Genomic DNA, 19892 nt, shown 5'->3' with positions numbered 1-19892 from the left:
CGGCCTCCGTGGGTGTCGGGGTCCCGTGGGAATGGTCTGCCAGGACCTCGGGCCGGGGTGCGCCGCCCCGTGGCCTGGTGAGAGCCACTCTGCCCGGCGGATTTCGGACGGTCGATTACGTCAGGGGTAATGCGCGCAGAGCGCGGGTCACGCGCCCTTCCCTAACAGCCCCAGCAGGCATACTGTATTCAATATCCTGTCGACGATGCCGGCGTTGCCGACGATGTATCAGCCGCCATAAGGAGCCCGTCGTGGCCCGTAACCGCAACCGACAGCCCAGGCGCTACCCCCGCCTGACCCACCCGCTCGTGCGGGACCCCGTGAGCGGCGAACTGCGCCGCGCCACCTGGGAGGAGGCGCTGGAGCGGGCCGCCGCCGGGTTCATGGCCGCCACCCGGGAGCACGGGCCCGACGCGTTCGGGATGTTCTCCTGCGCCCGCGCGACCAACGAGATGAACTACGTGGCCCAGAAGTTCACGCGCGTGGTCATCGGCACCAACAACGTCGACTCGTGCAACCGCACCTGCCACGCGCCCAGCGTCGCGGGCCTGTCGGCGGTGTTCGGCTCCGGGGGCGGCACATCCTCGTACGCGGAGGCCGAGGACACCGACCTGATCGTGATGTGGGGCTCCAACGCCCGGTTCGCGCACCCCATTTTCTTCCACCACGTGCTCAAGGGCATCCACAACGGCGCCCGGATGTACGCCGTCGACCCGCGCCGCACCTCCACCGCCGAGTGGGCGGAGAGCTGGCTGGGGCTCAACGTCGGCACGGACATCCCGCTCGCGCACGCCGTCGGCCGCGAGATCATCCACTCCGGGCTCGCCAACCGCGCCTTCATCGACCGCGCGACCAGTGGTTTCGAGGAGTACGCGGCCGAGGTCGAGCCGTGGACACTCACCGCCGCCGAAAAGGTCACCGGGGTGCCGGCGGCCGCGATCCGCGACCTCGCCCACGCCTACGCCACCGCCGAACGCGCCCAGCTGTGCTGGACGCTGGGCATCACCGAACACCACAACGGCACGGACAACGTGCGGGCGCTGATCAACCTCTCCCTGCTCACCGGCCACGTCGGCCGCCACGGCTCCGGACTTCAGCCGCTGCGCGGGCAGAACAACGTGCAGGGCGGCGGCGACATGGGCGCCATCCCCAACCGGCTGCCCGGCTTCCAGGACATCCTGAACCCGGCGAGCCGGGGGAAGTTCGAGGCGGCGTGGGACGTGGTCATCCAGCCGCGCTACGGGCTCAACCTCACCGAGATGTTCGAGGCGATGGAGGACGGCCGGCTGCGCGCCGTCTACTGCGTCGGCGAGAACCCGGCCCAGTCCGAGGCCGACTCCGAACAGGCCGTACGGCGGCTGAAGGCCCTGGACCACCTGGTGGTCCAGGACATCTTCCTGACGAAGACCGCCGAGCTGGCCGATGTCGTGCTGCCCGCCACCGCCGCGTGGTGCGAGACGGACGGCACGACCACCAACAGCGAGCGGCGGGTGCAGCGGGTACGCAAGGCGGTCCAGCCGCCGGGCGAGGCCCGCGAGGACATCGACATCATCTGCGAGCTGGCGCGGCGGTTCGGCCACGACTGGAAGTTCACGGACGCCGAGGAGGTGTGGAACGAGCTGCGCGCCGTCTCCCCCGACCACTTCGGGATGACGTACGAGCGGCTCGAGGAACACCACGGCATCCAGTGGCCCTGCCCCAGCACGGAGCGGCTCGAGCCCAGCTATCTGCACGGGCGGCTGTGGGAGGCCGACCCGGCGCGGCGCGGCCCGCGCGCCGCCTTCGGGCCGGTCAAGCACGACCCGCCGGTCGATCTGACCGACGACCGCTACCCCATCCGGCTGACCACGGGGCGGCGCCTCGACTCGTACAACACCGGTGTGCAGAGCGGCGGTTTCGCCTCCCCGCTGCGGCGCGGCGAGTACATCGAGCTGTGCCCGGAGGACGCCGACCACTACGGGGTGGCGGCCGAGGAGAGGGTGCGCGTGGCCTCGCGGCGCGGCGCGGTGGTGGCGCCGGTGTGGATCGACCCGGGGCTGCGGCCCGGGCTCGCGTTCATGACCATGCACTTCCCCGACGAGGTGGACACCAACTCGCTGACCATCGAGGCGAACTGCCCGATCGCCGGGACGGCCGAGTTCAAGGCGTCGGCGATCCGGATCGAGAAGCTTCCCGTGCCCGCCGATGTGAGGAGCTGAGCGTGGATCTGCGCTTCGGTGACAGCAAGCCGACGGACGAGGAGCGGGCCGCCGTCGACGCGCTGCTCGGCCCGCCCGAGTCCGCCTGGGAGGGCGCCGACGACCGTACGGACGGCGATCTGCGCTGGGCGCGCGGCGGGCGGGCGGCGCGCGAGCGGCGCGACCTGCTGTTGCCGGGGCTGCACGCGGTCAACGACCGGGTGGGCTGGATCAGCGAGGGCGCGCTGGACTACCTGTGCCGTCGGCTGACCGTGCCGCCCGCCGAGGGCTATGGCGTGGCGACCTTCTACGCGATGTTCTCGGTCCGCCCCCGCCCGGCCACCGTCGTACACGTCTGCACGGACCTGGCCTGCGCGGCCCGCGGCTCGGCGGAGGTGTGCGCGGGTCTGGAGCGCGACCTGGGGCCGGCAGGCGCGGTGGCCCTGGCGGGCCCGGTGGGCCCGGTGGGCCCCACGGGCGCGGTGGGCGCGGTGGGCGCGGTGGGCCCCGCGGGCGCGGTGAGCCCGGTGGCCCCGGAGGGCCCGGTGGGCCCCACGGGCCCGGTGGCCCCGGTGGCCCCGATGGCCCCGATGGCCCCGATGGCCCCGATGGCCCCGATGGGTCCGGAGGGTCCGGTGGCCCCCGCAAGCCCGGTGGGCGCGGCGGGCGCGGTGGGCCCCGCGGGCGCGGTGGGCCCCGCGGGCGCGGTGGGCCCCGCGGGCGCGGTGGGCCCGGTGGCCCCGGAGGCCCCGGTGGCCCCCGCAGGCCCAGTGGGCCCGGTGAGCCCGGTGGCCCCCACATGCCCGGTGGGCCCGGCGGCCCCGGACGGAGGTGGCGTGGTGTGGCAGCGCAGCCCGTGCCTCGGGCTGTGCGAGCGCGCCCCGGCGGCGCTGGCGATCCGCACGGGGGCGCCCCCCGCCGCGTCTTCGTCGGGTGCAGCCCGGCCGGATCGGGGTCTGGGGGCCGAGCCCCCAGTTACGGGAAGGGGCGGGGCGGGGAGAAGCCACCCCCGCCGCGAGCCCCCGCACGCGACCGCCGTCGTCGCCCCCGCCACCCCCGCCGCCGTCGCCAAGGCCGCCCGCGCCGTGGCGGACGCACCCGCCGAGCCGCCCGCCGCGGCCGCCGTGCCGCAGGCCGGGGCCGGGTCGCGCGGGCCGGGCGGGCTGCGGCTGCTGCGGCGGGTCGGGGTCGTGGACCCGGCGAGCCTCGACGAGTACCGCGCCCACGGCGGCTACGCCGCCCTGCGCCGGGCGTTCGCGCTCGGGCCCGCCGGAGTGATCCGCGAGGTGAGCGACGCGGGCCTGGTGGGGCGGGGCGGGGCCGCGTTCCCGACCGGGCGGAAGTGGGACGCCACCGCCCGGCAGCCCGACCACCCGCACTATCTGGTGTGCAACGCGGACGAGAGCGAGCCGGGGACGTTCAAGGACCGGGTGCTGATGGAGGGCGACCCGTACGCACTCGTCGAGGCCATGACCATCGCCGGATACGCGATCGGCGCCCACCACGGCTATCTCTACCTCCGCGGCGAGTACCCGCGCGCCCTCGCCCGCCTCGAGCACGCCATCGGCCAGGCGCGCGCCCGCGGGCTGCTCGGTCCGGATGTGCTGGGCCAGGGGATCGCGTTCGACATCGAGATCCGGCGCGGCGCGGGGGCGTACATCTGCGGCGAGGAGACCGCGATCTTCAACTCGATCGAGGGGCGGCGCGGCGAGCCGCGCAGCAAGCCGCCGTTCCCCGTCGAGAAGGGCCTGTTCTCCAAGCCGACCGCGGTCAACAACGTCGAGACGCTGGTCAACGTCCTGCCGATCCTGACCGAGGGCGCCGCGGCGTACGCGAGCGTCGGCACCGAGACCTCCACCGGCACCAAGCTGTTCTGCGTCTCCGGCGCCGTGGACCGCCCCGGCGTCTACGAGCTGCCGTTCGGCGCCACGCTCCGCGAGCTGCTGGACCTCGCCGGGCCGCCGTCCGCGCTGCGCGCGGTGCTGCTGGGCGGCGCGGCCGGCGGCTTCGTACGCCCCGACGAGCTGGATGTGCCGCTCACCTTCGAGGGCACCCGGGCGGCGGGCACCACGCTGGGCTCGGGGGTGGTGCTGGTCCTGGACGAGAGCGTGGAGCTGCCGCGCGTCCTGCTGCGCATCGCGGAGTTCTTCCGCGACGAGTCCTGCGGGCAGTGCGTGCCCTGCCGGGTGGGCACGGTGCGGCAGGAGGAGGCGCTGCACCGGATCAAGGACCGTACGGGGGCGGCCGCGGCCGGGGACATCGCGCTGCTGCGCGAGGTCGGGCAGGCGATGCGGGACGCCTCGATCTGCGGTCTCGGCCAGACCGCCTGGAACGCCGTCGAATCCGCCATCGACCGGCTCGGCGTCTTCGATCCCCCGCAGAACGGAGTCTCCGTATGACCGCCGTCCCGCTCCAGCCGCCGCGTCGCCTGGTCGACTTCACGCTCGACGGGGAGCCGGTGCGCGCCCCCGAGGGGTCCACGCTCCTGGACGCGTGCCGCGCCTCGGGCAAGGACGTGCCGACGCTGTGCCAGGGCGACACGCTCACGCCGAAGAACGCCTGCCGGGTGTGCGTGGTGGAGGTCGAGGGCGCGCGGACCCTCGCCCCGGCCTGCTCGCGCCGCGTGGAGCCGGGCATGGAGGTGCGTACGGACACCGACCGGGCCCGGCACAGCAGAAAGGTGGTCCTGGAGCTGCTGGCCTCGTCCACCGATCTGTCGACGACGCCGCGCGCGGCCGAGTGGATCGAGGAGTACGGGGCCGAGCCGGGCCGCTTCGGGGCGGACGCCGCCCGGGTGGACGAGGAGCCGAAGGTCGACAACGACCTCTATGTCCGCGACTACGACAAGTGCATCCTGTGCTACAAGTGCGTGGACGCGTGTGGTGAGCAGTGGCAGAACACCTTCGCCATCGCGGTCGCGGGCCGCGGCTTCGACGCCCGGATCTCCACCGAGCACGGCGCCCCGCTGACCGACTCGGCCTGTGTCTACTGCGGCAACTGCATCGAGGTGTGCCCGACCGGCGCGCTGAGCTTCAAGTCGGAGTTCGACATGCGGGCGGCCGGGACGTGGGACGAGTCGGCGCAGACCGAGACCACGACCGTGTGCGCCTACTGCGGCGTCGGCTGCAACCTCACACTCCATGTGCAGGACAATGAGATCGTGAAGGTCACCTCACCGCACGACAACCCGGTGACCCACGGCAATCTCTGCATCAAGGGTCGCTTCGGCTACCAGCACGTACAGAACCGGGACTGACGGGACTGATCACTATGGGACGGGTCACCGAGCGCCGCCGCGTCATCCGCATCCGGGACGGCGCGGTCAGCACGCGTCCGGACACCCTCGTCGCCGAGGAGCCCCTGGAGATACGGCTGAACGGAAAGCCGCTGGCGATCACCATGCGCACGCCGGGCGACGACTTCGCGCTCGCCGCCGGTTTCCTGGTGAGCGAGGGGGTCCTGGGGCGGGCGGACGAGCTGGCGAACATCGTCTACTGCGCGGGCGCGACCGCGGACGGCTCGAACACGTACAACGTGGTGGACGTGAAGCTGGCGCCCGGCGTCCCCGTTCCCGACATCACCCTGGAGCGCAACGTCTACACCACGTCGTCGTGCGGGCTGTGCGGCAAGGCCAGCCTGGACGCGGTGCGCACCACGGCGCGCTGGCCGGTGGGCGACGACGAGAACCGCCCGGTGCGGATCGACCTCGAGACGCTCGCCTCCCTCCCCGACCGGCTCCGGGCGGCGCAGCGGGTCTTCGACCGGACGGGCGGGCTGCACGCGGCGGCGCTGTTCACGCCGGAGGGCGAGCTGCTGGACGTACGGGAGGACGTGGGCCGGCACAACGCGGTGGACAAGCTGGTGGGGCGGGCGCTCCAGCAGGGGCTGCTGCCGCTGTCCGGGGCGGTGCTGCTGGTCTCGGGCCGGGCGTCCTTCGAGCTCGCGCAGAAGGCGGTCATGGCGGGGATCCCGGTCCTCGCGGCGGTCTCGGCGCCCTCGTCACTGGCCGTGGACCTGGCCGCCGAGACCGGGCTGACGCTGGTCGGCTTTCTGCGCGGCGCCTCCATGAACGTGTACGCGGGCGAGCATCGACTCGCCCTGCGGACAGCGGCCGGCCGGACCTGACACCGGTCCGCCCGCCGCACGGATGACGGACCGGCCGGTGAGGAGCGCCCCCTGCGCCGGCCGGTCCTTTCCCCGGTCTCTCCCGCCTTGTCACTTCAGGATTTTATTGACTGATCGTTCTTATTGAAGTTAGAGTCTCCGCCATGGCCAGGACCAAGGAATTCGACCCCGACGCGGCGCTCCAGTCGGCCCTCGAGCTGTTCTGGCGGCGCGGCTACGAGGCCACGTCCATGGCCGACCTCGTCGAACACCTCGGCATCGGCCGCGCCAGCATCTACGCGACCTTCGGCAACAAGCACGAGCTGTACCTGAAGGCGCTGGACCGGTACGCCGAGACACGCGACCCGCGCCTGCTGGACGCGCTGTCCCAGCCGGGCCCCGCGCTGCCCGCGGTGCGGGCGCTGGTGCGCCGCTTCGCGGCGGAGGCCGCCTCCCCGGAGGAGCGGAGCCGCGGCTGCTTCATCACCAACAGCGCGGCGGAACTGGCCCCGCACGACCCGGTGGTGGCCCGCCGGGTGGAGATCAGCTGGGAGCACGTCGAGACCCCGCTGCACGCCGCGCTGGTCCGGGCCAGGGCCCAGGGCGAGCTGCCCGGGGACCGCGATCCGCGCGCGCTGGCCCGCATGCTGTTCGTGCTGATGCAGGGGCTGCGGGTGGTCGGCAAGGCATCCCAGGACCCGGCCAGGGTGCGGGACGCGGCCGAGCAGGCACTGGCCCTGCTGGACTGAGCCATACCTGTCACATCTGCCAGGCCGGAGCCGGTCGAGCACTCTTACCCATGCCCTCATAATGAACCGTTCGGTCAAAAAACAGGGGAACCATGACCGCCGTAGACGGCGACGAGACGAACGCCACGGCCGGCCGGCAGCGCGGCGCCTTCGCCCTGCTCGGCTGCGTCCAGGCCACGCTGATCTTCACGCTCGCCGCGATCTCCGTACCGCTCCCCCGCATCGCGCGCGAATTCGGCCTTCAGCGCCCGGACGTGATCCTGCTGAGCGCCGCCTACGGGCTGACCTTCGCCGGGCTGCTGCTCTTCGGCGGGCGCCTCGCCGACCGGTACGGCGGGCGGCCGGTGCTCACCGCGGGGCTCGCGCTCTTCGCCGCCGCCTCGGCCGCCGCCCCGCTCGCCCCCGGCCTCGAGGCCCTGCTCGCGGCGCGCTTCGCGCAGGGCGCGGGGGCGGCGCTCACCGCGCCCGCCGCCATGGCCGTGCTGCGCGCCGTCTTCCCCGCCCCCGCCGCGTACGGCAGGGCGATGGCGACCTGGGGCGGTCTCTCGGTCCTCGGCGCGACGGCGGGCAATCTGCTCTCCGGCGTCATCTCGACCCTGCTGTCCTGGCGTTGGAACTTCGCCGTACCGCTCCTGACCGCCGGGGCTGCCCTCGTCCTCGCGCCCCGGCTGCTGCCGGACACCGCGCCGAGCGGGCGCCGGGCGCTCGACCTCCCGGGCGCCCTGCTCGCCACCTTCGGCATCACGCTGGCCAGTTACGGACTGGTGGTGACCGACGCCCACCCCTGGTCGTCGGCCCGGGTGCTGGTGCCGCTGCTCGCCGGGGCCGCGCTGCTCGCCGCATTCGGGTACGCCGAGCGCCGCGCCCGCGACCCGCTGCTGCCGCCCCGCTTCCTGCTCGACCGGCGGCGGGCCCTGGCACTCTCGGCGATCGCGCTGACCGCGTGCGGGACCGCGCTGACCTTTGTGGTCCTCTCGCTCCACCTCCAGCAGGAGCGCGACTGGTCCGCGCTGCGCACCTCGGCCGCCTTCGTGCCGTTCGCCATCGCGCTGCTCGCCTCGGGACGGGCGGCGGGACCGCTCATCGGGCGCTACGGGGCCCGGGCCGTCACGGCCGCCGGGCTCGGCGCGGGCGGGGCGGGGCTGGCCCTCCTCGCGCTCGGCGGGCTCGACGCGGGCACGCGGTACGCGTCCGGGCTGCTGCCGGGTCTTGTGCTGCTACCACTCGGTACAGCGGCCTCCTTCGCGGGCGCCGCCGTGCTCGCCACCGACGGCGTGCCACAGGGGCAGGCCGGGCTCGCGGGCGGTGTGATGAACACCGCGATGGAGTTCGGCCCGACCGTCCTGTTCGCCGTCCTCCTCACGCTCGGCGACGACGCCTCGTCCCTGGCCGCGGCGGGGGCCGCGCTGGCCGCGCTCGCGGCCCTCACCGCGCTGGGCCGACGCCCCTTCTGAACGACCCATCCGCATCATCCATCCATCGCTCGAGGAGACACTCATGAACCGCTTCCCCGGCAAGACCGCGCTCGTCACCGGCGCGGGCTCCGGCCTCGGCCGCGCGATCGCGCTCGCCTTCGCCGCCGAAGGCGCCTCCGTGGTCGCCGCGGGGCGCACCGCGGCCACGCTGGACGAGACCGTCGGGCTCATCGAGGCCGCGGGCGGCACGGCCGCCGCCGTCGTGGCCGATGTGACCGACTCGGGGCAGGTCCGCGCGCTCGTCCGGGAGACCGTCGGCCGGTTCGGCGGGCTGGACATCGCGGTGAACAACGCCGGGATCCTGCGCGGCGCCGGGCCCGTCGGCGAGGTGGGCGAGGAGGACTGGGACGCGGTGCAGCGGACCAATGTCACCGGTGTCTGGCTGGCCATGAAGCACGAGATCGCGCACATGAAGGACCACGGCGGCGGCGCCATCGTCAACATCTCCTCCAACCTGGGCGCACACCTCCGGATTCCGGGCCTCGCCGCATACCTCACCTCGAAGGCGGCGGTGTCCGCGCTCACCCGCGCCGCCGCCCTGGACCACATCCACCAGGGCATCCGCATCAACGCGGTCAGCCCGGGGGCCGCCGCCACCTCGATGTCGCTGCGGCCCGGCGAGACGGAGGCCGACCGGGCGGAGCGGATGAAGCGGGAGAACCCCCTGGGACGGGTCGCGGAGGCCGAGGAGGTCGCGGCCGCCGTGCTCTACCTCGCCTCGCCCGCGGCCGGCGCGGTGGTCGGTACGGACCTGGTCATCGACAGCGGGGCCTCGGCCTGACGGTCTGCCCGGCCCCGCCCGGATTCCGGGGCCGGGTAGAGCTGGCCCTACCCGGGAGGTGGGGCTGGCATGCCCCCGGGACTAGGGCTGGCGTGATGGTGTCGGCACCGCCGTCTCCGGGATGGTGGTGTGCATGAAAGCACCTGCCATGACACCCTTCGTCCCGACATCTGCCAGGAAACTCGGATTAAGAGGACTGGCCGCGGCCATGGCGCTCGCCGTGGCCGCGGTCGGCGGCGTCGCGGCGGTCCCGGCCGCGGCGTCCCCCGACACCTCGCTCGGCCAGGACGAGTTGCAAAGAGAGGTGGCCAGGACCCTCCAGGAGGCCGGGTACATCGGCATGACCGTGGAGGTCCGCGACGGCCGCCGCCGGATCCACGCCCGTGCGGGCGAAGCCGAGTTGCACAGCGGCCGCCCGGTGCCGTACGGCGCGAACTTCCGGGGCGCCAGCGTCACCAAGGCCTTTGTGGCCACGGTCGTGCTTCAGCTCGCCGCCGAAGGGCAGCTGTCCCTGGACGACACCGTGGACACCTGGCTGCCGGGCCTGGTCTCGGGCAACGGCAACGACGGCAGCCGCATCACCATCCGGAATCTGCTCCAGCACACCAGCGGCATCTACAACTACGGCCTGGAGGAGGACCTGGGGGGCACGGCCGAGGACTTCGAGCGGACGAAGCTCTACCACTTCGGCCCGGAGCAGAGCATCGCCGGAGCGATGCGGCACAACCCCGACTTCCCGCCCGCCGACCCGGACGACCCGGAGCCGAAGTGGAACTACTCGAACCCCAACTACATGGTCGCCGGCCTGATCATCAAGAAGGCCACCGGGCGGCCCTGGGCCGACGAGGTGCGCGACCGCATCATCCGGCCGCTGGGGCTGAAGGACACCTACGAGCCCGGCGACGACCCGTATCTGAAGCGGCCCTACGCCCATAACTACCACCGCTTCCCCGGCTCCGACCGATGGACCGACACCACCGTTCGCAATATCTCGTGGGCCGATGCCGCCGGGTCGCTGGTGACCAGCCAGCGGGACCTGGACCGGTTCTTCACGGCCCTGTTCGGCGGTCGTCTGCTGCCCGCCGCACAGCTCGCCGAGATGCGCCGTACGGTCCCCGTGAGCGCCGACTTCGAGATGGCGTTCCCCGGGCTGCGGTACGGGCTCGGGCTGATGCGGCAGCCGCTGAGCTGCGGCGGCTACCGCTGGGGCCACGGCGGTGACCTCGAAGGAGGCACGGTCAGAACGGCGTTCGACGCGGACGGCCGGCGCTCGGTGGTGATCAGTGCCAGTGGGACGACATCGGACGACGAGCGGATGCTCAGGGCCGAGAAGGCCGTCCAGGCGCTGCTGGACCGCGTGATGTGCGGTCAGGAGCCGCGCCCATGAGGGCGGCCAGGCGGCGGGTGGCCGCGGCCCTGGCCGCCGTGGCGGCCGTCGCCGCGCTGATGGCGGCGGCACCCGGCCCGGCCCCGGGGAGGGGCGGTGCGGAGGCGTTACGGCGCGACACGGAGACGGTCCACACGGCCGGGGCGGTGGGCGCCGCGGCGGTGCTGGACACACCGTCCGGCACGGTCGGGGCCCATGCGGGACAGGCCGACCTGCGCACCGGCGCGCCCATGCGCGCCGACGCCCACTACCGCGCGGGCAGCACGGTGAAGACCTTCGTGGCCACCGTCGCGCTTCAGCTGGTCGGCGAGGGGCGGCTGTCCCTGGACGACACGGTGGACAGATGGCTGCCCGGCGTGGTCAGCGGCCACGGCAACGACGGCCGCCGCATCACCGTCCGGCAACTGCTCCAGCACACCAGCGGGCTGCGCGGCTATACGAGCGTCCGCGAGGTCTTCCCCGCGGGATACTCCGCGCGCGGCTATTACGAGAACCGCTTCCGCCACTACACCGCCGAGGAGCTGGTCGACGGCGCGACGCGCTATCCCCCGAACTCCACGCCCGGGGCGGCGTATCGCTATTCCAACACCAACTACGTCGTAGTCGGCATGATCGTCGAGCGGGTCACCGGACATCCCTGGCGCGCGGAGGTCCGCGACCGGATCATCCGCCCGCTGAAACTGACCGGGACGACGCTGCCGGGCGACCGCCCGTATCTCCCCGCCCCGTACGCACACGGGTACCACACCTACGCGGAGGACGGGCGCCGCGTCGACACCACGATTTTCAACTCCACGGCGGCCGACGCGTCCGGCGATCTGGTCACCACCCCGCACGACATCAATCGCTTCTTCACCACCCTCCTCACCGGCCGGCTGCTGCGCCCGGCCGAGTTCGCCGAGATGCGGCGGACCGTCCCGATACCCGACGAGCCGGGCCGCGGCGCCGGCCTCGGCCTGGAGACGACCCCGCTGAGCTGTGGCGGCTTCTACTGGCACCACGGGGGCAACGCCCTGGGCTACTCGAGTGAGAACGGGGTCACCACGGACGGGCGGCGTGCGGTGACCGTGTCGACCAACAGCTTCGACGAGGCCGACACGGCGCGGCAGGAGCGGGCCGACAAGGCGGTGAAGGCGCTCATCGACCACGCCCTGTGCCGGTGAGCCGGCATCCGGCCGCGCCGCTACGGCGCCGCGATCGGTCCAACCCGACTGGCGCACACACGATCTGACGCACAATCCTTGTGGGAGGCGGGGGCGAGACGGGACACTTCTCCGGCAGCACTCGATCAGACGTTGGATGTCTTGATGTCGTGATGTCCAGATGCCGCTGAAGGGCAGGTCGGTGACGATGGCGTCAGAACTTCGCGCTACTCGCAAGCGGTCCAGACCATGGCGGCGCCGCGCGTCGGTGCTCCTCGCCGCCGCGGCGCTGGCCCTGATCCCGATTCCGGTACGGGCCGCGGAGGCGGAATCCCCCGCTTCCGCGGCCCGTACCGACTTCGATCAGCAAGTCCTCTTCAAGTCTTCCCAGGACAGCGGGTACTCGTGCTTCCGGATCCCGGCCGTCGTCAAGTCCAAGGACGGCACGCTGCTGGCCTTCGCCGAGGGGCGGGTGAACAACTGCGGCGACGCCGGCGACATCGATCTGGTCCTCAAGCGCTCCACGGACGGCGGCCGCACCTGGGGCCCGCTCCAGGTGATCAACGAGGGCGCCGGGGACACCCACGGCAACCCGGCGCCCATCGTGGACCAGCGCACCGGCCGCATTGTGCTCGCCAGCACGTACAACACCGGGCGCGACGACTCCCAGGGCTGCAATGTGCCCTGTGACCGGACCCCGCACCTCCAGTACAGCGACGACGACGGCGCGACCTGGTCCGCCCCGCGCGATCTGAGCGACTCGCTCCTGCCCGCCTCGTGGAACTCCTGGTACGCCACCGGGCCCGTGCACGGCATCCAGCTGACGCACGGCCGCCACCGGGGGCGGCTGCTGTTCACCATCAACACCGAGAGCTACGACGGCACCCGGATCACCGCCAACCACGCGGCGCTGGCTTACAGCGACGACGGCGGCGACACCTGGCGCATCGGCGCCGTGGACAGCTGGCCGGTCGCGGCGGACGGCACATTCCGCCAGAAGCCCTCCGAGATGACGCTGGTGGAGCGCGAGGACGGGTCGGTCTACGTCAACGGGCGGGAGCAGGACGGCACGGACCTCGGCCACCGCGACTTCGCCGTCAGCCGCGACGGCGGCGAGAGCTTCACCGGGCCGTTCCGCACCATCCCCGATCTGTACACGCCCCAGGTGCAGGGCTCCATCCTCCGGCTGCGGGGCGAGGACCGGGACGGCTACAGCCGCCTGCTGTTCGCCGCGCCCGCCGACCCCGACCGGCGCCGCACCATGATGATCCGCTCCTCGTGGAACGAGGGGCGCGGCTGGGACCCCGTCGACCGCGGCAAGGTGGTCACCACCGACTGGTCCGGCTACTCGGACATGGTCGCCATCTCGCGCGACGAGGTCGGGCTGATGTACGAGGGCGGCGCGGTCGACGCCCGCGACGAGATCCGCTTCGCCCGCTTCACCGAGGGCTGGCTCGGCCCGCGCCGCGGCCCCGACCCGACCACCTCGGACCGGGCGCCCGGCGCCCGCCCGGCCACCGTCCTCGGCGGCCCGGCCCGGACCGAGGGGCAGTTCGGACAGGGGCTGTCGTTCGACGGCACGGACGACGCCGTGCACGTCCCCTTCCGGCCCTCGCTGCCGCTGGGCACCCGCGACTTCACGGTGAGCCTGTGGTTCCGCTACACCGCGGCCTCGGGCCAGCAGCCGTTCCTGTGGATGGGCGGCATCGGCAACAAGCAGCCGCAGGTGTGGCTGCGCGGTGAGCCCTCCAGCGGCCGGGTCCGGGCGCTGATGACCACGGTCAACGGCACCGCCACCTTCACCAGCGCCTCGGTGAGCACCGACTCCGCGTACAACGACGGGCAGTGGCACCACGCCGCGCTCACCCGCACCGGCGGCCGGCTGACCCTGACCGTGGACGGGGGCACGCCCGTCTCCACCGCCGATGCGCCCGGGCCGGTCACCCGCACCTCGCCGTTCGGCATCCATGTGGGCGAGGCGGTCGACAGCCGCTCGCGTCTGACCGGCGACCTGGACGAGGTCCGGATCTGGAGCCGCGCGCTGTCGGACACGGAGCTGCGGCAGGTTCGTGAGTTCAACGCCACGCCGGCCGACGCGCACGGCAAGGACCCCGCCGCGCTCGTACGGCTCCCCCTGGACCGCGTCCGCTAGCCCCCCTTCACCGCCTGGTTCTCCTGCCGGGACCCGTAGAAGAGCGGGAGGAGAACCAGGCCGGGCCAGGTCGTACCCCGCCATCCACCGATCGGCTGATGCTCCTTCGAGCGCGATGGCCGATGTTCTCCCCCGCCCCGCCAGGGCACGCTCGTGCGCATGGCAATCATCGAAGTGAGCGGCCTGCACAAGGCGTACGGGGACAAGAAGGCGGTCGACGACGTGTCCTTCGCCGTCGAGAAGGGGGAGATCTTCGGGATCCTCGGCCCCAACGGCGCCGGCAAGACCACCACCGTCGAGTGTGTGGAGGGTCTGCGCCGCCCCGACCGCGGCAGTGTCCTCGTCGCCGGGTACGACCCCATCGCCGACCGCGGCTCCGTCACACGCGTTCTGGGCGCGCAGCTCCAGGAGAACGAACTGCAACCGAAGATCACCGTGCAGGAGACACTCGAGCTGTACGCCGCCTGCTACCCGGACCCCGCCGACTGGCGCGCCCTGGCCGAGCGCCTCGGAATCGCCGACAAGCTCCGCGCCCGGTTCGCGAAGCTCTCCGGCGGCCAGAAGCAGCGTCTGTTCATCGCGCTCGCCCTGATCGGCAACCCCACCGTCGTCGTACTGGACGAGCTGACCACCGGGCTCGACCCGCGCGCCCGCCGCGACACCTGGCAGCTCATCGAGGACATCCGGGACAGCGGTGTCACCGTGCTGCTGGTCACGCACTTCATGGAGGAGGCCCAGCGTCTCTGTGACCGGATCGCCTTGATCGACAAGGGGCGGATCACCGCACTGGACACCCCCTCCGGGCTGATCGGGCGCACGGCGAGCGGCACGGAGATCTCCTTCAAGCCTTCCACGGCGCTGGACCTGCGGCAGTTGACGGCGCTGCCCGCGGCCGCGTCGGTGACGGAGAAGGACGGGCGGGTCGTCGTCAAGGGCACCGACGAGACCGTCAGCGCCGTGCTCTCGCTGCTCGCCGGACAGGGCATCACCGCCCACCAGCTCCGCGTCGTCGAAGCGAGCCTGGACGACGCCTACCTCGACCTGACGGGAGCGGACGCATGAGCACCATCACCCGCACCCGCCCGTCCGCTGTCAAGGGCAGCGCCACCGCCGTCCTGCGGGCCGAGGCACGTCTCTTCCTGCGTGAACCCGTCTCCTTCTTCTGGATGCTCGGCTTTCCCACGATCCTGCTGTGCATCCTGGGGGCCATCCCCTCCTTCCGGGAGCCCTCGACCGATATCGACGGCCTGCGTGTCGTGGACCTGTATGTCCCCATCGCCATCCTGCTCGCCATGATCACGTCCGGTATCCAGACCATGCCGCCCGTCCTCACCGGCTACCGCGAGCGGGGCATCCTGCGCCGCATGTCCACCACCCCCGTGCGGGCGGGCTCCCTCATCGGCGCGCAGATCGTGCTGCACGGTGCCGCCGTGGCGGTCTCCGCGTCGCTCTCCCTCGCCGTGGGCCGGATCGTCTTCCATGTGGCCCTGCCCCGCCAGCTCCTCGGATACCTCGTGGCCTTCGTGCTCGCCACACTCGCCATCCTGGCGCTCGGTGCCGCCGTCTCCGCCGTCGGCCGTACAGTCAAGATCACTCAAACGGTGGGCACAGTGGTGTTCTTCCCTTCGATGTTCACCGCCGGTGTCTGGCTGCCGGTGGCGTCCATGCCCGACGCTCTTCAGCACATCGTGAGCCTGACCCCCTTGGGCGCCGCGGCGCAGGCCCTCGACGAGGCAGCCGCGGGACACTGGCCGAGTTGGACACACCTCGGGGTCACGGCGCTGTGGACGGTGCTGCTGATCGCCGCGGCCCGGCGCTGGTTCAGATGGGAGTAGTGCGTACGAGATGACGACGACGGTCGAGGAGCGCTGGGCGCAGTTCTTCCGGTACGGCCCCTACGCCCTGCTGGGCCTCGCCACACTCATCGGGGCCGCGGCGGCCGACCTGGTGATGACCCGGCGCGAGATGTACGCCGGAGGAGCTCTGCTCCTGGCCGCGCTGGCCCTCGAGGTGTGGTGGACCCGGGCCGAGCGGCGGCTGTCGGCGGCGAACACCACGGCGCTCACCGCGACGGACTCCGCCGACGGCCGCGCCCCGGCCGAGAACGCCGTCGGCGCAACCGGCGCCGGTAGGAGCTTCGGCGCCCGGGGGCTGCCTGACGGGACGACCGCGGGGCGGGTCTACTTCGCGCTGCGGACCGCCCTCGCCTTCCTCCTCACCTGGCTCAACCCCTTCTTCGCGATCTACGCCAGCCTCAGCTACTTCGATGCCGTGCGTCTGCTGCCGCCACGCGCCGCCCGGGCCGGGTTGGTGGTCACCGCCGTCACCCTGGGGGGCTCCCAGTCCGGTGGCCTGCCGCCCCCCTCACCGCTGAACTGGGTCGCCTTCGGCCTGCTGTTCATCCTGAACGCGACGCTCGCCATCGTCTTCAGTCATCTCGGTGCCAAGGAGGACGAGAAGGCCCAGGAGCGCGCCGAGACCATCGCCGCCCTGGAGAAGGCCCTCGCCGAGAACGCCGCCCTGCACGCCCAACTCGTCGTCCAGGCAAGGGAGGCGGGCATCGCCGACGAGCGCCGCCGCCTCGCCGCCGAGATCCACGACACCATCGCCCAGGGCCTGACCGGCATCATCGCCCAGCTCCAGGTGGTCGACTTCACCGCCGACCCGGACGTGGCCCGCAAACACCTGGGCCGTGCCCAGGCGCTGGCCCGCCACTCCTTGAGCGAGGCCCGGCGCTCCGTACAGAACCTCTCTCCGGCCGCTCTGGAGCACGACACGCTTCAGGAGGCGCTGAAGAAGATCGTCGCCGAGTGGTCCGAACGCACCGGTGTCACTGCCCGGTTCACCGTGACCGGCACCACCGAGCCGCTGCACGGCGAGGTCGCCGCCACCCTCCTGCGGATCGCGCAGGAAGCCCTCGCCAACACGGCCAAACACGCCCGGGCCACCCGCGCGGGCGTCACCCTCTCCTACATGGGTGACGAAGTCACCCTGGACATACGGGACGACGGACACGGCTTCGCCCCCCTCGCCGTCGCGCCGCGCACCGGCACGAGCACCGGCGGCTTCGGCCTCGACGGGATGCGCGCCCGGGCCGAACGCATCGCGGGCACCGTCGCCGTCGAGTCGGAGCCCGGCCAGGGCACCGCGATCAGTGCTCGCGTACCGTTGGTTCGCCATGGCTGACCAGAGAATCACCCTGCTGATCGTCGACGACCACCCCGTCGTACGGGACGGTCTGCACGGCATGTTCGCCTCCGATCCCGGCTTCGACGTCCTCGGCGAGGCCGCGGGCGGCGTCGAGGGAGTCGACCTCGCCCTGTCCCTCGATCCGGACGTCGTCCTCATGGACCTGCGCATGCCCGCCGGCAGCGGGGTCGAGGCGATCGCCGAACTCACCCGGCGCGGCGCCCGCGCCCAGGTCCTCGTCCTCACGACGTACGACACGGACTCCGACACGATCCCCGCGATCGAGGCGGGCGCCACCGGATATCTACTCAAGGACGCGCCGCGCGAGGAGCTGTTCGCGGCGGTCCGCGCGGCCGCCGAAGGGCGTACCGTCCTGTCGCCCGCCGTCGCGTCCCGCCTCGTCTCCGCCGTCAGGAAGCCCGCCGTGCCCGCGGGCGCGGTGCTCTCCGCCCGCGAGCGCGAGGTACTCGTACTGGTCGCCAAGGGCACGTCGAACCGTGAGATCGCCCGGGAACTCTTCATCAGCGAGGCGACAGTCAAGACCCATCTGACCCACCTGTACGGCAAGTTGGGGGTGAAGGACCGGGCGGCCGCGGTGGCGGTGGCGTACGACCGCGGCATTCTGGGGTGAGCCCGCGCGCATGCGCCGTCGCCGACTCGCCTGGGAGTCGGGACGTCGCGGGCCCCTCTCAGGCGCCGACGGGCGCCTGAGCCGTCTCGTGCGGGGCCGCCGTCGCGGACGCCGCCGTCGCGGGGGTCGGCCCCGACGTCGTCGGCTCCGGGGCCGACCTGGCGAAGCGCCGGGCCAGCACCGCGCAGACCATCAGCTGCATCTGGTGGAAGAGCATCAGCGGCAGCACCGCCAGGCTCGCCTGCGCCCCGAAGAGCACGCTCGCCATCGGCAGCCCGGACGCCAGGCTCTTCTTCGACCCGGCGAAGACGATCGCGATCCGGTCCTCGCGGTTGAAGCCGAGCCGCCGGGAGCCGTGCCAGGTGAGCGTGAGCATCGCCGCGAGCAGCACCGCCTCGACGGCCAGCAGCGCGCCCAGCCGCGCCGGGGTCACCGTGTGCCAGATGCCCCGGACCATGCCCTCGCTGAAGGCGGCGTAGACGACCAGCAGGACCGAGGCGCGGTCGAAGTAGCCGAGGACCTTGCGGTGGCGGACGATGAAGCCGCCGACCCAGGGGCGGAGCAGCTGCCCGGCGAGGAAGGGCGCCAGCAGCTGGAGGGCGATCTTCACGATCGAGTCCGCCGAGATTCCGCCGCCCGCGCTGCCCAGCAGCAGCGCGGCCAGCAGCGGGGTGAGGACGATGCCGACCAGGCTGGAGAAGGAGCCGGCGCAGATGGCGGCCGGGACATTGCCGCGGGCGATCGAGGTGAAGGCGATCGAGGACTGGACGGTGGAGGGCACCAGGCACAGGAAGAGCAGCCCGGTGTAGAGCGGATGCGTCAGCACATACGGCACCAGTCCGCGGGCGGCGATACCGAGCACCGGGAAGATGACGAAGGTGCAGGCCAGCACGGTCAGATGGAGCCGCCAGTGGCGCATTCCGTCCAGCGCCTCGCGGGTGGAGAGCCGCGCGCCGTACAGGAAGAAGAGAAAGGCGATGGCGACGGTGGTCGCCCCGTCCGCGACGGTCGCGGCCCGCCCGCTCGCGGGCAGCAGCGCGGCGAGGCCGACGGTGCCGATCAGAGTGAGGATGAACCAGTCCAGAGGGAGCCAGGACGGAAGCGTGATCTTACGGCGGCGCATGTGCTCTCTTTCTGGACGGTGCCCTCCCCAGCATCCTCTTGATCACGACTATCGGGAATCCCACTGACCGCTCTGACTGTCATCGCCTTCCGTGATGACCGCCGCTTACACTTGCGGTGTGTACGACCCGTCCCTGCTGCGCACCTTCCTCACGGTGGCCCAGACGCTGAGCTTCACCCAGGCCGGCCACCGCCTCGGCCTGCGCCAGTCCACCGTGAGCCAGCATGTGCGCAAGCTCGAGGACGCGGTCGGCCGGCCGCTGTTCGCGCGGGACACCCATGGGGTGGAGCTGACCGAGGACGGCGAGGCGATGCTGGGCTTCGCCCGGACGATCCTGGAGGCGAACGAGCGGGCGGCGAACTGGTTCCGCGGCACCCGGCTGCGCGGGCGGCTGCGCTTCGGCGCGTCGGAGGACTTCGTCCTGACCCGGCTGCCCCAGATCCTGGAAGGCTTCCGCCGCGACCACCCCGAGGTGGACCTGGAGCTGACCGTCGAGCTGTCGGGCACCCTGCACCAGCGGCTGGCGGCGGGGAAGCTGGATCTGGTGCTGGCCAAGCGGTCCGAGGAGCGGCCGGGGGGCCGGCTGGTGTGGCGGGACAAGCTGGTGTGGATCGGCGCGGAGCGGCTGCGGCTCGACCCCGACCGCCCGCTGCCGCTGATCGTCTTCCCGCCGCCGGGCCTCACCCGCGCCCGTGCGCTGGAGGTGCTGGAGCGGCACGGCAGGCCCTGGCGGATCGTATGCACGAGCGGCAGTCTCAACGGGCTGGTCGCCGCGGCACGCGCGGGCCTGGGGGTCATGGCGCACACCCGCGGTCTGATCCCGCCGGGGCTGGCGCGGATCCCGGACCGGGCCGGGCTGCCCGATCTGGGGCCGGTGGAGTTCGTGCTGCTGGACGGGGAGCGGCAGCGGGACGCCGCGGCCCATGCCGCGGCCGACCGGCTGGCCGCCGCGATCCTGGCGGGGCCGGTGCCCTGACGGCCC

The 19892-nt window shown here is 72.8% G+C and carries 16 protein-coding genes; 15 read left to right on the top strand and 1 reads right to left on the bottom strand.

What is annotated here, in order from left to right:
• Positions 1–251 precede the first annotated feature (251 nt).
• The 14 genes from ACZ4WQ_RS23965 (at position 252) to ACZ4WQ_RS23900 (ending at position 17787) form a co-directional block, all read left to right on the top strand.
• Positions 252–2198: a molybdopterin oxidoreductase family protein gene (locus ACZ4WQ_RS23965; protein WP_398373910.1), complete on the top strand. Its 1947-nt coding sequence runs from the start codon at positions 252–254 to the stop codon at positions 2196–2198.
• Positions 2199–2200: 2 nt separating this feature from the next.
• Positions 2201–4576, top strand: a complete 2376-nt coding sequence (locus ACZ4WQ_RS23960) for an NADH-ubiquinone oxidoreductase-F iron-sulfur binding region domain-containing protein (RefSeq protein WP_468022377.1) — start codon at positions 2201–2203, stop codon at positions 4574–4576.
• Positions 4573–5433 carry a 2Fe-2S iron-sulfur cluster-binding protein gene (locus tag ACZ4WQ_RS23955; RefSeq protein ID WP_311728396.1) on the top strand — a complete coding sequence of 287 codons (861 nt, stop codon included), beginning with the start codon at positions 4573–4575 and terminating at the stop codon, positions 5431–5433. The genes ACZ4WQ_RS23960 and ACZ4WQ_RS23955 overlap by 4 nt, the downstream gene beginning before the upstream one ends.
• Before the next feature lie 14 nt (positions 5434–5447).
• Entirely contained in the window at positions 5448–6302 is an 855-nt protein-coding gene (gene fdhD, locus ACZ4WQ_RS23950) for a formate dehydrogenase accessory sulfurtransferase FdhD (protein WP_468022376.1), read from the top strand.
• 143 nt (positions 6303–6445) lie between these two features.
• A complete protein-coding gene (locus ACZ4WQ_RS23945) occupies positions 6446–7030 on the top strand; it encodes a TetR/AcrR family transcriptional regulator (RefSeq protein WP_311728394.1) in 585 nt (194 codons plus the stop codon).
• Positions 7031–7122: 92 nt separating this feature from the next.
• Entirely contained in the window at positions 7123–8484 is a 1362-nt protein-coding gene (locus ACZ4WQ_RS23940) for an MFS transporter (protein WP_398373904.1), read from the top strand.
• 43 nt (positions 8485–8527) lie between these two features.
• Positions 8528–9286 carry an SDR family NAD(P)-dependent oxidoreductase gene (locus ACZ4WQ_RS23935; protein WP_311728392.1) on the top strand — a complete coding sequence of 253 codons (759 nt, stop codon included), beginning with the start codon at positions 8528–8530 and terminating at the stop codon, positions 9284–9286.
• A 148-nt stretch (positions 9287–9434) separates the two neighbouring features.
• The gene (locus ACZ4WQ_RS23930; RefSeq protein WP_398374014.1) at positions 9435–10673 is read left to right on the top strand and encodes a serine hydrolase domain-containing protein; all 1239 of its coding nucleotides are present in this window, start codon (positions 9435–9437) and stop codon (positions 10671–10673) included.
• The gene (locus tag ACZ4WQ_RS23925) at positions 10670–11836 is read left to right on the top strand and encodes a serine hydrolase domain-containing protein (RefSeq protein WP_398373903.1); all 1167 of its coding nucleotides are present in this window, start codon (positions 10670–10672) and stop codon (positions 11834–11836) included. The genes ACZ4WQ_RS23930 and ACZ4WQ_RS23925 overlap by 4 nt, the downstream gene beginning before the upstream one ends.
• Positions 11837–12023: 187 nt before the next feature.
• Positions 12024–13967 (top strand): exo-alpha-sialidase, encoded by a 1944-nt coding sequence (locus tag ACZ4WQ_RS23920; RefSeq protein ID WP_398373902.1) that lies wholly within the window; start codon positions 12024–12026, stop codon positions 13965–13967.
• 159 nt (positions 13968–14126) lie between these two features.
• Complete coding sequence (locus tag ACZ4WQ_RS23915; protein WP_398373901.1) at positions 14127–15029, top strand: ABC transporter ATP-binding protein; 903 nt, start codon at positions 14127–14129, stop codon at positions 15027–15029.
• Positions 15026–15802, top strand: coding sequence for an ABC transporter permease (locus tag ACZ4WQ_RS23910; RefSeq protein WP_385348368.1), 777 nt, complete (start codon positions 15026–15028; stop codon positions 15800–15802). The genes ACZ4WQ_RS23915 and ACZ4WQ_RS23910 overlap by 4 nt, the downstream gene beginning before the upstream one ends.
• Positions 15803–15812: 10 nt before the next feature.
• Positions 15813–17153, top strand: coding sequence for a sensor histidine kinase (locus ACZ4WQ_RS23905; RefSeq protein ID WP_468022375.1), 1341 nt, complete (start codon positions 15813–15815; stop codon positions 17151–17153).
• Positions 17146–17787, top strand: a complete 642-nt coding sequence (locus ACZ4WQ_RS23900; protein WP_311728385.1) for a response regulator transcription factor — start codon at positions 17146–17148, stop codon at positions 17785–17787. The genes ACZ4WQ_RS23905 and ACZ4WQ_RS23900 overlap by 8 nt, the downstream gene beginning before the upstream one ends.
• A gap of 58 nt (positions 17788–17845) precedes the next feature.
• Here the strand turns inward: ACZ4WQ_RS23900 and ACZ4WQ_RS23895 are convergent, their stop codons facing one another.
• Positions 17846–18910, bottom strand: coding sequence for a bile acid:sodium symporter family protein (locus ACZ4WQ_RS23895; protein WP_311728383.1), 1065 nt, complete (start codon positions 18908–18910; stop codon positions 17846–17848).
• Between the two features lie 118 nt (positions 18911–19028).
• Here ACZ4WQ_RS23895 and ACZ4WQ_RS23890 point away from each other — a divergent pair, with 118 nt between their 5' ends.
• On the top strand, positions 19029–19886 hold the full coding sequence (locus ACZ4WQ_RS23890) for a LysR substrate-binding domain-containing protein (protein ID WP_311728382.1): 858 nt from the start codon (positions 19029–19031) through the stop codon (positions 19884–19886).
• Positions 19887–19892 lie beyond the last annotated feature (6 nt).

The sequence above is a fragment of the Streptomyces sp. NPDC028305 genome (genome assembly GCF_055569495.1).
Note: the sequence above shows the minus strand (reverse complement) of the source record. Positions and strands in the feature narration are given on the sequence as shown.